Annotated in this window: 17 protein-coding genes and 1 riboswitch; of the genes, 8 read left to right on the top strand and 9 right to left on the bottom strand. The window is 46.4% G+C overall.

Annotation, left to right across the window (positions count from 1 at the left end):
• Positions 1 to 7: 7 nt before the first annotated feature.
• From QYB97_RS20490 to QYB97_RS20475, 4 genes are all read right to left on the bottom strand, one after another.
• Positions 8 to 244: a spore germination protein gene (locus tag QYB97_RS20490; protein WP_301167891.1), complete on the bottom strand. Its 237-nt coding sequence runs from the start codon at positions 242 to 244 to the stop codon at positions 8 to 10.
• Between the two features lie 100 nt (positions 245 to 344).
• Positions 345 to 587 carry a spore germination protein gene (locus QYB97_RS20485; RefSeq protein ID WP_301167890.1) on the bottom strand — a complete coding sequence of 81 codons (243 nt, stop codon included), beginning with the start codon at positions 585 to 587 and terminating at the stop codon, positions 345 to 347.
• A gap of 37 nt (positions 588 to 624) precedes the next feature.
• Entirely contained in the window at positions 625 to 873 is a 249-nt protein-coding gene (locus QYB97_RS20480) for a spore germination protein (protein ID WP_301167889.1), read from the bottom strand.
• A gap of 80 nt (positions 874 to 953) precedes the next feature.
• The gene (locus tag QYB97_RS20475) at positions 954 to 1,883 is read right to left on the bottom strand and encodes an MBL fold metallo-hydrolase (protein WP_301167888.1); all 930 of its coding nucleotides are present in this window, start codon (positions 1,881 to 1,883) and stop codon (positions 954 to 956) included.
• 109 nt (positions 1,884 to 1,992) lie between these two features.
• Positions 1,993 to 2,110: riboswitch (SAM riboswitch) on the top strand.
• 94 nt (positions 2,111 to 2,204) lie between these two features.
• Here QYB97_RS20475 and QYB97_RS20470 point away from each other — a divergent pair.
• Positions 2,205 to 4,052, top strand: a complete 1,848-nt coding sequence (locus QYB97_RS20470) for a bifunctional homocysteine S-methyltransferase/methylenetetrahydrofolate reductase (protein WP_301167887.1) — start codon at positions 2,205 to 2,207, stop codon at positions 4,050 to 4,052.
• Positions 4,045 to 7,488, top strand: coding sequence for a methionine synthase (metH, locus tag QYB97_RS20465; protein ID WP_301167886.1), 3,444 nt, complete (start codon positions 4,045 to 4,047; stop codon positions 7,486 to 7,488). Before QYB97_RS20470 ends, metH begins: the two co-directional genes overlap by 8 nt.
• Positions 7,489 to 7,523: 35 nt before the next feature.
• Here metH and QYB97_RS20460 read toward each other — a convergent pair whose 3' ends face one another.
• Positions 7,524 to 8,030, bottom strand: a complete 507-nt coding sequence (locus QYB97_RS20460) for a PTS sugar transporter subunit IIA (RefSeq protein ID WP_301167885.1) — start codon at positions 8,028 to 8,030, stop codon at positions 7,524 to 7,526.
• Between the two features lie 224 nt (positions 8,031 to 8,254).
• On the opposite strand from QYB97_RS20460, the gene pdxK reads away from it, so the two are divergent.
• From pdxK to bshB2, 4 genes are all read left to right on the top strand, one after another.
• The gene (gene pdxK / locus QYB97_RS20455; RefSeq protein WP_301167884.1) at positions 8,255 to 9,067 is read left to right on the top strand and encodes a pyridoxine/pyridoxal/pyridoxamine kinase; all 813 of its coding nucleotides are present in this window, start codon (positions 8,255 to 8,257) and stop codon (positions 9,065 to 9,067) included.
• Positions 9,068 to 9,173: 106 nt separating this feature from the next.
• On the top strand, positions 9,174 to 9,371 hold the full coding sequence (locus QYB97_RS20450; RefSeq protein WP_301167883.1) for a YfhD family protein: 198 nt from the start codon (positions 9,174 to 9,176) through the stop codon (positions 9,369 to 9,371).
• A 142-nt stretch (positions 9,372 to 9,513) separates the two neighbouring features.
• On the top strand, positions 9,514 to 9,864 hold the full coding sequence (locus QYB97_RS20445; RefSeq protein WP_301167882.1) for a YojF family protein: 351 nt from the start codon (positions 9,514 to 9,516) through the stop codon (positions 9,862 to 9,864).
• A gap of 11 nt (positions 9,865 to 9,875) precedes the next feature.
• Positions 9,876 to 10,538 (top strand): bacillithiol biosynthesis deacetylase BshB2, encoded by a 663-nt coding sequence (gene bshB2 / locus QYB97_RS20440; RefSeq protein ID WP_301167881.1) that lies wholly within the window; start codon positions 9,876 to 9,878, stop codon positions 10,536 to 10,538.
• 412 nt (positions 10,539 to 10,950) lie between these two features.
• On the opposite strand, the gene QYB97_RS20435 is transcribed toward bshB2, so the two are convergent.
• The gene (locus tag QYB97_RS20435) at positions 10,951 to 11,319 is read right to left on the bottom strand and encodes a DnaJ family domain-containing protein (RefSeq protein WP_301167880.1); all 369 of its coding nucleotides are present in this window, start codon (positions 11,317 to 11,319) and stop codon (positions 10,951 to 10,953) included.
• A 108-nt stretch (positions 11,320 to 11,427) separates the two neighbouring features.
• Here QYB97_RS20435 and QYB97_RS20430 point away from each other — a divergent pair, with 108 nt between their 5' ends.
• The gene (locus QYB97_RS20430; RefSeq protein ID WP_301167879.1) at positions 11,428 to 11,832 is read left to right on the top strand and encodes a hypothetical protein; all 405 of its coding nucleotides are present in this window, start codon (positions 11,428 to 11,430) and stop codon (positions 11,830 to 11,832) included.
• 36 nt (positions 11,833 to 11,868) lie between these two features.
• Here the strand turns inward: QYB97_RS20430 and QYB97_RS20425 are convergent, their stop codons facing one another.
• The 3 genes from QYB97_RS20425 to QYB97_RS20415 all read right to left on the bottom strand — a co-directional run bounded on the left by QYB97_RS20425 (position 11,869) and on the right by QYB97_RS20415 (position 14,860).
• Complete coding sequence (locus tag QYB97_RS20425) at positions 11,869 to 12,210, bottom strand: HIT family protein (RefSeq protein ID WP_301167878.1); 342 nt, start codon at positions 12,208 to 12,210, stop codon at positions 11,869 to 11,871.
• Positions 12,211 to 12,361: 151 nt separating this feature from the next.
• Positions 12,362 to 13,867, bottom strand: coding sequence for an alpha-glucosidase/alpha-galactosidase (melA, locus tag QYB97_RS20420; RefSeq protein ID WP_301167877.1), 1,506 nt, complete (start codon positions 13,865 to 13,867; stop codon positions 12,362 to 12,364).
• Positions 13,868 to 13,969: 102 nt separating this feature from the next.
• Positions 13,970 to 14,860 (bottom strand): AraC family transcriptional regulator, encoded by an 891-nt coding sequence (locus QYB97_RS20415; protein WP_301167876.1) that lies wholly within the window; start codon positions 14,858 to 14,860, stop codon positions 13,970 to 13,972.
• A 145-nt stretch (positions 14,861 to 15,005) separates the two neighbouring features.
• Here QYB97_RS20415 and QYB97_RS20410 point away from each other — a divergent pair, with 145 nt between their 5' ends.
• On the top strand, positions 15,006 to 15,290 hold the full coding sequence (locus QYB97_RS20410; protein ID WP_301167875.1) for a hypothetical protein: 285 nt from the start codon (positions 15,006 to 15,008) through the stop codon (positions 15,288 to 15,290).
• Positions 15,291 to 15,353 lie beyond the last annotated feature (63 nt).

Below are 15,353 nucleotides of genomic sequence, written 5' to 3'. Positions count from 1 at the left end.
TTGCTATTCATTTTTGCTGTCCGCCGCCCTGTCCTTCACTCTGAATCATATCGTTTACATCGTTGTCTTCGTTAAAATTCAGCATATAGGCACAGGCATCCGAACAATCGCCAAACGCGATGACGGCACCCACCGATTTTGTATTAGCCGTATGGCTGTTTTGAATGGTGGTTCCAATATCAAGGTTACCGTTCATCGTGACACCGTTCACACTGATCCTGCCGATTTTAAAAGAATAACGCAAATCTGTTCCATCCCTTTTTGTCTTTACCTTCAGTGTATGGCTTGAACAAAAAGCTGCTTGGACAGACTGCCCCATTCAGGGAAAAACAGGCGGACAATCGTTACGGCTGGGCGACAATTGGAGCGGACGGGTTCGCGATTTGATCCTGGTCGCTGATATCCGGATCGAAATTGCTGTTTACCATGAAACCGGTTGAAGGTGAAAAGTCACCCAATGAAACGGTGGAACCGACGGATTTTGTGTTGGCAGTATGGCTGTTATGCACCGTGGGACCAATATCAATGTTACCGTTCATGGTGACACCGTTCGTTTTGATGTTAAAAATGTTAAAGAGGTAGGGCATAAGGTGGCCTCCCTTCATAAAGTAATAATGTTATCAGCTACGAATGATTTTGGCTCGTATACGCAGTATCCGCGTTTGCATATTCGTTCTGATCGTTAACATCCGGATCGAATACCATATTTTTCATCATCGCTTCGGCAGGGGAATGGTCACCTACAGAACTGTTGTCCCCTGTCGATTTGGTATTGGCCGTATGGCTGTTATGGAATGTGGATCCCAAATTCAATGAACTGTTGCTCGCCAGGCTGTTTATCTTTAAATAATAGATATTTACCATGCACCCCATTGCTATCTCCACCTTTAAAAGTGTTAGTGTAGTGTATGATAAATGTCCCTTAGTTGTGAAAATCCACTGCTCTCTGAAAATTACGTAACCGGCTTCTTCCAAAACGTTTCTCCAAGCGAAAGAACCTTCAGCCTCTCCTCTTCCAGCCCCTGTTTTTCCCACTCTTTTTCAAGCCGCTCAAGAGCTTCCGGCCCGGTATCATCCGCCAAACGGTAAGCGCCATAGTGCATGGGAATGAAATTCTTGGCGCCGGTTTCCAGAAACGCTCTTACGGCATCTTCCGGATTAATGTGGGAAACCTTCATAAACCACTCCGGTTCATAAGCGCCGATCGGCATAAGCACGGTATCCGGCTTCAACCGTTCCCCGATTTCACGGAATCCGCGAAAATAACCGCTGTCCCCTGCAAAATAAATGCTTTCTCCCGTTTTCATGTCTTCGATGACCCAGCCTCCCCAATGGGATGTATTCATATCAAAAGCGCTCCTGCGCGTCCAGTGCTGTGCAGGAACAAAGGTGACTTTTATTCCCCTGTCCACAAATTCCTCCCACCAATTAGTCTCTGTTACTGTTTGATAGCCTTTTTTTCGAAACAGAGCTTTAAGTCCGGCAGGCACATAAAAGGAGATTTTTCCTTTTAGCTGTTTGATGCTGTTGAAATCGAGATGGTCATAATGCCCGTGGGAGATGAGGACAAGATCAATTTCCGGCAGCTGATTGATAGAGAGTCCGGGGGCGGTGAGCCTTTTTTGCATTCCCATTTTGGCCGCCCATACCGGGTCTGTAAGGATATTCAGCCCGCCTATCTGTAAAAGAAAGGTAGAGTGGCCGATCCAGGTAATCGAGCTGTCGCTGCGATTTTCTCTTAATCTTTCAGGCTCCTTTGCCGGACTCTGCTGAATTTGTTGGGTCAAATCCTTTTTATTGTTGCGCCTCTCCCTCTGCCAGCGGAGTAAATCTTTAAATGTATGTGTATTTTGAATGTCGTCAAGGTTGGCGAACTTCTTCATCGTCCATATTCCTCCTGTTTAGCACCTTATCAGCAAGATTGCAAAAAGCTATTGAAATGTTCTAATAATTATTGTAAGGTATAAAGAACTAATTTTATAGCAATTTGGTTTCTTATCCAGAGAGGTTAAGGGAATGGCCCGTTGACACCTCAGCAACCTTCAGTTTTTACGAGCTGAAAAGGTGCTAAGTCCAACAAGTTCTATTTTTAGAACTTGAAAGATAAGAAGAATGACATGGAATGTTCAAAGTCTTCTTCTTTAAGAAGGCTTTTTTTATTTTTTGGGCCACTGGAAGATACCGAACCAACAGGAGGACTCATAATGGGATTATTGAAAGACCTGGAAAGCAAGATTTTGATTGCCGACGGAGCCATGGGAACGCTGCTATATTCCTATGGAACCGACTGCTGTTTTGAGCAGCTGAATCTGTCTCACCCTGAACAAATCCAGTCGATTCATCAAGCTTATGTTCAGGCGGGTGCACACGTCATCCAGACCAATACTTACAGCGCCAACTATATTAAGCTGCAGCGGTACGGACTGGAGGAGCAGGTAAAAGAACTAAACAGTGCAGCCGTTTCACTTGCAAAAAAAGCAGCCGGGGGCAATGCGTATGTACTGGGAACCATTGGAGGCATACGGGGAACCGGTCCGAGTTCCTTGTCTCTTGAAGAAATTAAAAGAAGCTTCAGGGAGCAGCTGTACTGCCTTCTCCTGGAGGGTGTGGACGGGATTCTTCTGGAAACCTTCTATGATCTGGAAGAGCTTGAAGCGATGCTTAAAATCGCCCGGAGTCAAACGGATGTGCCGATTATCTCGCAGATTTCCTTGCAGGAGGTTGGAGTATTAAATGACAGAACCCCTGTCAATACGGCGATCAAGCGGCTGGAAGAGCTGGGATCGGATGTTGTCGGGCTCAACTGCCGGCTTGGCCCTTTTCACATGATTAAAACGCTGGAGGAAGTCGAGATTCCAAAGCACGCTTTTCTTTCGGCCTATCCCAATGCGAGTCTTCCCTCCTATGTGGACGGCAAGTTTCAATTTGAAGGCGATGCGGAGTATTTTAAGAACAGCGCATCTCTTTTCAGAAATCAGGGGATCCGTCTTCTCGGCGGCTGCTGCGGGACAACGCCGGCTCACATTGAAGCTTTTGCTAAGGAACTGAACGGACTCCCGCCTGTTACCGAAAAAAATGTGCGACAGCGGCCAGAGCCCATTGCCGTGGCATCGTCCGGACAGAAACCCCAAATCTCTTTGCCGGAAATTCTGCAGGAGCGCCGCTCGGTCATCGTGGAGCTCGATCCTCCCAGAAAGCTGGATACAACGCGATTTTTTGAAGGTGCCAAAGCTCTGAAAGAAGCAGGCGCAGATGCGATTACGCTGGCAGACAACTCCTTGGCATCACCAAGAATCTGCAACACCTCCCTGTCCTCTCTTGCTAAAGCGCAGACTGGTGTGCAACCAATCGTCCACCTGGCCTGCAGGGACCGGAACATCATTGGCCTTCAATCGCATTTAATGGGTCTTCATACGCTTGGTCTTCACGACATTCTGGCCATTACCGGCGATCCTGCAAAGGTTGGAGATTTTCCGGGTGCCTCCAGCGTATATGATGTGACATCGATCGAGTTGATCAAAATGATCAAGCAGTTTAACGAAGGAGTTTCCCTCTCCGGAAAAGACCTGGGAGAGAAAACACAATTTACCGTGGGAGCCGCCTTTAATCCGAATGTAAAAGCTCTTGACCGCGCCGTTCAGCGCGCAGAGAAAAAAATAGAAGCGGGTGCCGATTATTTTATCAGCCAGCCTGTCTATTCCGAGGAAAAACTGCTGCAGTTTCATGAGGCGGTAAAAGATCTGCCGGTTCCGGTCTATGTTGGCATTATGCCGCTGACATCAAGCCGCAACGCCGATTTCCTTCATTATGAAGTGCCCGGCATCAAGCTGAGCGAGGAAGTAAGAAACCGGATGGCGGAGCTTAAGGATGACCCTTTAGCCGCAGCGCGTGAGGGATTGGCGATCTCAAAATCATTGATTGATGCGGCCACAGAACTCTTCAACGGCATCTATTTGATCACACCATTTATGCGCTATGAGCTGACCGTTGAACTTACGCAATATGCGTATGATATTGCCCCACAAAATGTAAGGAGGATTCAAAATGTCTAACATCACCCTTGAACAGCAGCTAAAGAAGAAAATACTGGTTATGGACGGGGCGATGGGTACCATTCTCCAGCAAGCAGACCTGACAGCGGATGACTTTGGCGGAGAAGATCTTGAAGGCTGTAATGAAAATCTGAATTTTACCCGTCCCGATGTCATTCTCGATGTTCATCTTCAATATTTGAAAGCCGGTGCCGACATCATTGAAACCAATACGTTCGGAGCCACAGACATCGTGCTCGATGAATATGGCCTCGGATACAAGGCCTACGAAACGAATAAAGTGGCAGCAGAAATTGCGCGCGAGGCGGCAGATCAAATTACTACCTCCGAATGGCCGCGCTTTGTCGCAGGTTCAATGGGTCCGACCACGAAGACGCTAAGTGTAACAGGTGGAGCCACCTTTGAAGGGCTTACAGCCTCCTATGAAGAGCAGGCACGCGGTCTGATTGACGGAGGAGCGGACCTGCTTCTTTTGGAAACGAGTCAGGATATGCTGAACGTTAAAGCCGCATTTATCGGCATTAAACAAGCGTTCAAAGCAACAGGAAAAGAGCTGCCATTCATGGTGTCCGGAACCATCGAGCCAATGGGAACCACGCTTGCCGGCCAGTCGATCGAAGCCTTTTACATCTCGCTGGAGCACATGAAACCAATCGCCGTCGGTTTGAATTGTGCCACAGGTCCTGAATTTATGACCGACCATATTCGTTCCCTTTCTTCACTCGCGCTCTCCGCTGTCAGCTGTTATCCAAACGCCGGCCTGCCGGACGAAGACGGAAATTACCATGAAACACCTGAGACGCTGGCAAAGAAAATCAGCGCGTTTGCCGAGGAAGGATGGCTGAACATTGCCGGCGGCTGCTGCGGAACCACTCCGGACCATATCCGGGCCATTGCTGAAGCCATGCAGTCCCTGTCACCAAGGCAGCTTCCCGAGAGCCATTCCCACGTGGTTTCCGGAATCGAACCTCTTATTTACGATGACCCCTCCATGAGGCCGCTCATGGTTGGCGAACGGACGAACGTCATCGGGTCCCGTAAATTCAAGCGTTTGATCGCTGAAGGCAAGTTTGAAGAAGCTTCGGAAATTGCGCGTGCCCAGGTAAAAAAGGGCGCACACGTCATTGATATCTGCCTGGCCGACCCCGACCGTGAGGAACTGGAGGACATGGAGAATTTCATTAAAGAAGCCGTCAAGAAAGTTAAGGTTCCGCTTGTGATTGATTCAACTGACGACCAGGTTATTGAAAAAGCATTAAAATACTCGCAGGGAAAAGCAATCATCAACTCCATCAACCTGGAAGACGGCGAAGAACGGTTTGAAAAAGTGGCACCGATCGTCTCCCGTTACGGAGCGGCCGTGGTTGTCGGAACTATTGACGAAAAAGGGATGGGTGTAACAGCCGAGCGCAAGCTGGAAATCGCCAAACGCTCGTACGATTTATTGGTCAATAAATACGGCATTGCACCGAGCGATATCATATTTGATCCGCTTGTCTTTCCTGTCGGCACCGGTGATGAACAGTATATCGGGTCTGCGAATGCGACAGTGGAAGGACTCCGGCAGCTAAAAGAGCAGCTCCCTGAATGCCAGACGATTCTCGGCATATCAAACGTATCCTTCGGTCTGCCACCCGTTGGCCGCGAAATTTTAAATGCGGTATATCTGTATTACTGCACACAGGCCGGACTGGATTACGCGATTGTGAATACTGAAAAGCTAGAACGCTTTGCCTCCATCCCGCAGGAGGAAGTGGAGCTCGCAAAAGCCCTGCTTTTCGAAACGAATGATGAGAACCTTGCCAAGTTTACGGAGTTTTACCGCGGCAAGAAAAAAGAACCCAAAACTCCCGTTGTGGCACTCCCTCTCGCAGAACGTCTGGCCTTTTATGTGGTGGAAGGAACAAAGGAAGGGCTTATTCCAGACCTTGACCTTGCGCTAAAAGAATACGACGCCCCGCTTGATATTATTAACGGCCCGCTAATGGCGGGGATGGAAGAAGTCGGCCGGCTGTTTAACGATAACCAGCTGATCGTCGCCGAGGTCCTGCAGAGTGCGGAAGTCATGAAAGCCGCTGTCGCCCATCTCGAACCCCACATGGAAAAGGGAGGAGCAACGAGCACCAAAGGAAAAGTAGTGCTTGCCACGGTGAAAGGCGACGTTCATGATATCGGAAAGAATCTGGTGGACATTATTCTTGGAAACAATGGCTATGAGGTGGTTGACCTTGGCATAAAGGTCGCACCACAGGAACTGATCCAGGCGATTCAAAAGGAAAAGCCTGATATGATCGGCCTTTCAGGTCTGCTTGTTAAATCTGCTCAGCAGATGGTGCTGACGGCTACGGACTTAAAAAATTCCGGCATATCTGTTCCGATTCTCGTAGGCGGTGCGGCTTTAACCCGTAAATTCACCGAAAACCGGATTGCCAACGAGTATGAAGGCACCGTTCTTTATGCGAAGGATGCGATGGACGGATTAAGCCTGGCGAACAAGCTTCAAAAAGGAGAAACGTTTGAAAAACCTGTAATTAAGGCACCCGTACAGGAGCCTGATGACTTCCCTGCCGCGGGTTCAGCCGGTTCGGCTGCCACTGCGGTAAAGGTCCGTCCTTCTGTGGATCAGACACTGAAAGTCTTTGTTCCCAAAGATACAGAGCGGCACGTATTCAAATCCTATCCTCTGTCTTCTGTCATTCCGTACATCAATTTGCAGATGCTGCTCGGTCATCACCTGGGTGTAAAAGGAAAGGTATCGCGTCTGCTTGCAGAAAAAGATGAACGCGCGCTAGAAGTAAAGGAAACGGTGGATCAGCTTTTAAAAGACAGCCAGGAAAATAACTTGATTGCCCCGGCAGCGATGTACCGGTTTTTCCCTGCACAGTCCGAGGACCAAAAATTATATATTTACGATCCTGAAGATACGTCCCGGATCATTGAAACATTTGATTTTCCGCGCCAGAGCCGGGAGCCGCATCTTTGTCTGGCAGATTATGCAAAACCGGTTGAGAGCGGCGAGATGGACTATGTCGGATTTTTCGCTGTTACAGCGGGAAGCGGCATTCGTGAACGGGCGCAACAGCTCAAAGCTGAGGGCCGTTTCCTCGAAAGCTTTGCATTACAATCCCTGGCACTTGAAACGGCAGAAGGGCTCGCCGAGCTGGTGCACAGGCAGATGCGGGATAAATGGGGATTCCCTGACCCTGTCAGCATGTCCATGCAGGACCGGTTCTCCGCAAGATATCAGGGTCAGCGCTTCTCATTCGGCTATCCCGCCTGCCCTGAACTCGAGGACCAGGCAAAGCTGTTTAAGCTTCTGCAGCCCGAGGAAATCGGCATTCAGCTCACTGAGGGCTTTATGATGGAGCCTGAGGCGTCGGTAACGGCCCTTGTGTTCTCCCACCCGCAGGCCCGCTACTTCAATGTAATGGTATAAAAAAAGCCAGGAAGAAGATTACTCTTCTTTCCTGGTTATTTAATGTCAGTGATGCGCATAATCGGGGTCGTTCCAGCTTCAGCATGATCCGGGCTGAGCTTTTCAACAGTGCCCGCTTTCTCGCCATTTGTAATAATAACGGGGGTAACCGTGCTTTTTGCTTTTTCATTCACGAGATCGACGTTAAAGGAAATCAACGGCTGGCCTGCCCGCACACGGTCTCCCTCTTTAACAAGAGAGGTAAAGCCTTCCCCTTTCATCATTACCGTTTCAAGTCCGATGTGAATAAGAATCTCAAGACCGGTCTTGGTTTTAATTCCGACGGCATGCTTGGTCGGAAATACTTGGAGCACCTCGCCATCGACCGGTGACATCAGCTCACCGTCATCCGGAACGACGGCAATACCGTCACCCATCATTTTTTCAGAAAAAACGGGGTCAGGCACTTCTTCGAGAGGAATAATTCGGCCATTTAACGGTGAAACCACAACTTCTTCAGTGGGTGTGTCTTGTTCTTTTTTTCCAAATAACTTGCGCAGCATAAGAACACCTTCCTCGTTTTATTTTTATTTATTAAGTAAAACATAACCCGGAGGCTTGAAGCAAAGAAATAACGTCTGCTACTACTTTTCACGTTTTCCCGGCAAACTAAACAACGATTGGGCAAAAAGCATCCAAGAAGGCCAGCGGCTTTGTCTTGGATCAGATCATTGCTATAATTACATTTATAATAATCATACAAAAAGGCATAAAAGGAGATTGGACAATGAGTATGTATAAAGCATTAACCATTGCCGGTTCCGATACTAGCGGCGGAGCAGGCATTCAGGCAGATTTAAAAACCTTTCAGGAGCTCGGCGTATACGGGATGACAGCCATTAACGTTATTGTGGCCCAGGATCCGAAGCGGGACTGGTTCCACGAAGTAACTTTGCTGCCCCTTGACCTATTCAAGGCACAGCTAGAAACCGTACTTGCAGGAATTGGTGTTGACGCAGTGAAAACGGGAATGCTCGCTTCAGTTGATGTCATAAAAGCGACAGCTGAAGTAATCGACAAGTATGAATTGAAAAACGTAGTCGTTGACCCTGTTATGGTCTGCAAGGGCGCAGAACCGCTTCAGCCCGAGCTCGCCGACACCCTTCAAAACGTTCTGGTGCCGCGTGCTACGGTCGTGACGCCGAACTTGTTTGAGGCAGCCCATCTCGCAGGAATGTCTCCGATTACAACAGTGGATGAAATGAAGGAAGCGGCGCAAAAAATCCAATCTGCAGGTGCCAGGTATGTCATCGTAAAAGGCGGAGGCAAACTCGTACACGAAAAAGCAGTCGATGTAGTATTTGACGGAGAAACATTCGATGTTCTTGAATCTGACCGCATTGACACCACCTACACGCACGGTGCAGGCTGTACGTATTCTTCCGCAGTAGCAGCAGAGCTTGCAAAAGGAAAATCGGTGAAAGAAGCCATTTCTGTTGCCAAGGACTTTATTACAGAAGCAATCCGGCACTCCTTCCCTTTGAACGAGTATGTCGGCCCGACGGACCACAGCGCCTACCGCAACTCCAAAAATTTATAATACCCACAGGAGCAGACCCCGGTCTGCTCTTTTTTTATGGTCTGAATAAAAATGACGCAGCTTGGGACCCTAACCACTATATCCGTTAAGAAAAGGTGGGGTAACCATGGGCAGAGGCAACAGCCATAAACAGCCGGCACGCGACAAAAACAAAGCAACGCTTCCTCAAACTCCGAAATACGAAATTGTGCATGACAACCAGGAAGCAGAACTTGCCGAAGAACTGACTTCTCAATATGAATTAACATCGCCACCGGGCTTCGAGCCGACTGAAGTGGTTCGCAAGGATGAAGAAGCTGAATAAACGCGTGAAAAGAGGAATTAAGCATAACGAATTCCTCTTTTTTATGGGCAAAAAGCCCTCCGGTTGTCAGGCAGTTTATTTAACGCTTTGGCAGAAGTTCAAGTATAATGATTGAAATGAAGCTTATTGAGGAGGGAAAACCTTGCAGCCGATCACACTAGATACGGTTCAAAAAGAAATCGATAACTATTTGAACCAGGATGTTTACTTACATTTAGAAACAACAAACGGAGCATACGCTTCTCACTTTAATCAGTCGTTCTTTTCAGTGGGCGCTTATATACGTAATGCAAAAGTGAATTTTGAGCGGGGAATTATCACGGGAGACAAGGCTCCTTACCGTGCTGGATTGAAAATTGAACTGGGATGGGTTTACGCTGAAGGCCTGACGCATTGGGAAGTAAACGAGGACGGCCAGCTTTTGCTTGCCGGACATGATGCAGAAGGCAAACTGGCTGTTGCACTTCAGCTTAGTCCCCATCCGTTTGAATAGGAGGTTACCATATGTCACATGAACATGTTTTAGTCGTATTTCCCCATCCAGATGATGAAGCATTCGGGGTCTCCGGCACCATCGCCATGAATACCAAAAAGGGAGTGCCTGTCACTTATGTTTGCCTGACTTTAGGTGAAATGGGCCGCAACATGGGGAATCCACCTTTTGCCACTCGTGAATCCCTGCCGAAAATCAGAAAAAAAGAACTGCAGGCAGCAGCCGATACACTGAACATCCAAGACCTGAGAATGTGGGGCTTGCGCGATAAAACCGTTGAATTTGAGAACCCCAAAACATTGGCAGCACGGATCGGAAATGTGATCGAAGAGATAAAGCCGACGTTGATCATTACCTTCTATCCCGGTTACAGTGTGCATCCGGACCATGAAGCAACAGGACGCGCCGTCATCCGGGCAGTGGAACAGCTTCCGGAAGATCAGCGCCCCGTTGTTCATGCCGTCGCCTTCTCCAATGACTGCTATGAGATGCTCGGTGAGCCTGATGTGGTTAACGATGTCAGTTCCGTATCACACCAAAAGCTTGAAGCAATTAAAGCCCATCGTTCGCAGACTGAATGGATCATCGCAGCAATGGCCGAAGAAAACCCTGAAAAAGTACCGGAAGTGCTTAAGCGCATCAACAAAGAGCAGTTCTGGACATATAAATTCTAATGTATAAAAAGCTGGCCTCTTAGATGGAGGTCAGCTTTTTTGGGTTAAAAGTAAAAAAAATGGGGCTTTCAAGGCAGTCTGGAAGCCGTTGATTTTCGTTCCAGGCTGCTCGCTTTTACCGGCGCGAGCGCCTACTTTCACGGGGCGGGCGGTGAGCCTGTAACCGGCGTAAACACCTCCTTAGTCTCACCTGCCCCGCTAGTCCCGTAGGACAAGAAAAGCTTCGGCAGCTTCTCATCGCACGAAGAAAATGTGTTGTTCATTTTCGAGGATATCGCACCTTCCACTACAATCAACTTTTCAGGAAGCTTTTTTATGCAAAAACCTGCTTGAAGGTCAATTCTTGACTTTAAGGGCATCTTTTTTTAGGGCTTAAATCAAAAACAAAAGCCCCCCATATACGTGGGAGCTGTTAAAATTTTTTATGAATTTTATTCCTATACGCTCCGAATGCGGAGGAATTGGATATTTTTCGCTTTTCCATTAATGCATTAAACCGCAGTGACTTCTCGGTCCATTTCTTTTTGAGCCTTTCTTTTTCCTCAGGGTCCTGGCAAAGATCAATGAGATCGTGAATTGACATCATTTCCTTTTTCAGCTGCACTTCTTCAGGAACATATCCTGCATTTTTCAGGATCTTGTAGCCCATCCTTAACTCCTGGGGAACGGTGGAGAGATCCTCGAGTTCAAGCGGTTTCCCTTTCCCCGGCAAATCGTCCAAGTCTCCCTTTTGAATCGCATCCTTAATGCGCTGCTCAGCCATCATAAAGGCAAAATCCACACATCAGCTCCCCTTTCAAAAAGAGTAATTACCTCCTTTTATTATACTACACCGTACTATTTTTTGCTCTGCCGCATAAAGATGAAGTAAAACCAAGGGGGTTAATAAATGGATACAAAAGTGGGACAAGTTACCGAAGAGATGGTATCACGTTTTCATGAACTGAATCAGCTTTCAAAAGCCATTGACGCAGAGCTTTCCGAGTTGAAAACAAAATTCAATGCACATTTTGATTCTGTCCTTGGACACAGTGAAAAAGGCGAAATCCGGTACGGAACCTACAAGCTGCAGAGGCAAATCCGCAAATCCGAAAGCTTTCATAACGATAAAACGGTTCAAAAGCTCGAAGAACTGAACCTTAAGGATTGCATCATCACTACCAAACAGCCTGATAAGCAAAAAATTGAAGCTGCGCTGACTCTCGGCCTTATTCCAAATGGAGAACTGGATGAGTGTGTGCAGCGCAAAATCACGCCCGTCATTGTGGTAAAAGAAACGCCAACTGTCAAGTAAGAGCCCGGGACACGGGCTCTTACTTCCTGAATGGGGTTATGACCGGATGCGGTCGCCAAAACGGACATGCCAATGCATATGTTTATTGCTTTGGTATCCTCCTACATTGGAAGATACAGTACAAGCGCCATACTTCTCATTTACACCATTTGCGACCTTTTGAATAACAGAAAATACATCCTCCATTATATGTTTCGTTTCTTCGTCAATCTCAAGAAAGGAGAGAATATGCTGCTTCGGGATAACAACAATATGTACTTTATAAAACGGCCGGGTATGATAAAAAGCCAGCGTGTGCTCCGTTTCCCACACCTTTTCTACTTCTGTATTCCCACTTAATACTTCATCACAATAAAAATCTTCTGCTGCCGTCGTCAATTGACATCTCCCCTTTTGCTGAAAACTCGAAGATCAAGCAAATGATCGTATGACTAAAGTATAAGGTTAAATACAAATAAAAAATTACACTCCATAGAAAAAATCCCAATTATTAATTAATCAGGATCACGGTATTCTTATCGTTTGTATACTATCTTCCTGCAGGGGAGCGATCTTTGGCTTTATCCGACTCTCCGGCATTTCGATTGGCAGCCTCGCGGTTACTTGCCATTTCATCTATCGTTTTTATTGGAATTCTTGCAGCTCCCTTGTAATTCTTCGTGGGTAAAAGAGGGCCATTGTTGAGGCGTTCTTTTGCTTTACAAATCGCCTTTTCATACTGAGGGAGCCACTGTTCCTGAGCGACAAGCATCTCATCGGTCAGCTGCCAAATTTCTTTCGTATTGCATACCGCTCCAACAAGAGGATCCATCATCATGGCCTGGCGCAGCAATTGGTCGTTCCCTTGTACTGCTGCTTCAACCGCAAGGCGCTGTACAGAAATGCTCGCATTGCAAACTGCCGCACATCCGAGTGGCAATTCTCCAACTTTGGGAATGCTGATCCCGTTTCTATCCACATATCCTGGTGCTTCAATCACAGCATCATCCGGAAGGTTGGAAATAACGCCATGATTCACCACATTAAAATGTCCCCGGTACACTCTTCCTGTCTCCAAAGCTTCAATGATATAAGAACCATGTTCTTCACTTCGGTTTTCCTCTTTATAAACGATCGCCGGGTCCTTTAACCAGTTAGGGAAGTCGGTTTCAAACCAGTTCCGTCCTTCTGTACAGGTCCTCAGGTAGCCTCCTGTCTCCCCATTGATCCAGCTTCCGAGATCAATCCACTCTGGAATTTCTTCCTGGCGCTTTCTGTACCATGGCAAGTACTCACTTAAGTGCCCGTTTGATTCGGTGCTGTAATAACCGAATCTTCTAAGCATATCAATTCGTACTTTTTCCGTTTGTTTGAAATCCGGGTGTGCTTCAAAGGCCACAAGCAATTTACCTGTCATGTCTTCGCCTTTGTGCTTAACCTGAATGTACCATGTCTGATGATTGATCCCAGCACAGATGATATCCACTTCTTCCTTCTTTAAGCCAAGTACTTGTGCGATTTGACTGTGTCCGTGCTGAACTCCATGGCATAGGCCGATTGTTTTCACTCCGCCATACCTATTGCATGCCCAGGTGATCATGGCCATCGGGTTGGCATAGTTTAACAGCAGGCAGTCCGGATCAGCTGTTTCCCGAATATCTTTGCAAATACTCAGCATTTCATGAATGCCCCGCTGACCATACATGATTCCGCCAGCACACAACGTATCCCCTACGCACTGATCAATCCCATATTTCAGGGGGATATCGATATCGTGGCGGAATGCTTCAAGCCCTCCAACCCTGACGACTGAAAAAATATACTTTGCATTCCGAAATGCCTCTCTTCTGTCCAATGTAGAATGAATACGTATATTGAATCCATTCTGAACCATATCCCGCTGACACAGTTCGGTGACCATCTGTAAATTTTGTTCATTGATATCAGTGAATGCCACTTCAATATCCTTAAACTCTGGTACAGACAGCAAATCTCTCAGCAGCCCCCGGGTAAACCCGATGCTTCCCGCGCCTATAAATGCGACTTTAAATGCCATTTATTTATCCTCCCCTAGAAGTTGTTACAAAAAGTGTATCGAGTTTTGCAGAGGAAGGTTATTAAAATCGTAACCATTCTAAGGATGGCATGTATAATATTCTCACCAGGAACAAATCTCTTGTTCTCTGAGCCTTGCCTTTCTAAACTCCACTGGTGCCTGCCCCGTATATTTTTTAAATAAAGCACTAAAATATTGCCGGCTGTTCATTCCAATATAATCACAAATATCGATTACCGGAATTTCGGTCTCTGCCAAGAGCATTTTCGCTTTTTCCATTCGGAGGGAAGTTACATACTCTATAACCGTTGCTCCAGTAAAGCGCTTAAAAATGCGGTGAAGATACCCCGGGTGAAGGTTAACCCTATCAGCCAGTTCTTTGATTTCAAGATCGCGATCATAGTTTTCACGAATGAAAGCAATGGTTTGTTGTACATATTGATTGGTTTGCTGCCTCGGTGGGTTTACTATGGAATCTTCCGCCATTCGTGCGATTTGAATAAGAAGCTGGGAAATCAGGAGATGAGTCATTATTTCATTCTGTGAATTCTTCTTGTTAAGCTCTTGAACCAAACTTTTAAGAATATGATAGGTGTCCTCCTGGTCCTTTAAAACGAGATAGGGCCAACAATTGTTCAGCATCTGTGAAAATGCCTTATCCTGAGCGGCCAATACCTTGAAGGAAGGGGAAGGACCTTCTTTTTTCATAAAACGAAATTCAATATTCAGCATCCGGCATGGGTGATGTTTTTCCACGGTTAGTGCATGAGCGATATTTGCATCCAATAAAATGAAATCATTTTTTTTCAGTAAAATTCTCTCACCTTCTACATCGACCATACACTTTCCGTGGATCACATACATAATCTCTACTTGATCATGCCGGTGAGGCGGCATACGAAACTCGTTCCATTCTTTAAAGTAATAAGCAACTACTTTTGGAAAATAATCACCTTCCAGCAGATTTTCTTGATATATGCTGTTTTTGTTCATGCTAGCCTCCTTCTGCCAAGCTTATTGTGTTCAATTAAATGTTCTCCTTTAACCTTCCAGTTCTTTCTGTTTTTTTAAAAAGAGATGAATAGATTCATAGATTAAGGCAATACTGGTTGTAAATAAGATTAAGGGGATGAGCTGAATGAACGTATATGAATACACGGTAATGAATGTTGTGATGGCCTTTGAGGAGAAAGACTTGAATATCATAGATCAGCATTTGATGAAAATTGCCTATAAAGTAGCAGATGATTTTATTAAAGAGCAAATTTCGGTTTCCTTAATCACCACTATCGTGATGGATATTATGCCTGGCGTCATACATATTGAAGCCGGCCCGCATGACTGGCAATTTGACCTTGACGGCAACTATACCGGAAACGGGATGTTCAACGATGTTTCTGTTGAACTTGTGGGAATGGTTTAAAATATCGTTCATTGGCACATAATCTTTATGAAACGATTATTTAACCATAGAGAGGATACTGTA

Origin of the sequence: Fictibacillus fluitans, from assembly GCF_030418125.1 — a bacterium.
Classification (GTDB): Bacteria; Bacillota; Bacilli; order Bacillales; family Fictibacillaceae; genus Fictibacillus_C; species Fictibacillus_C fluitans.
This window is presented reverse-complemented; position numbering and strand designations above follow the sequence as displayed.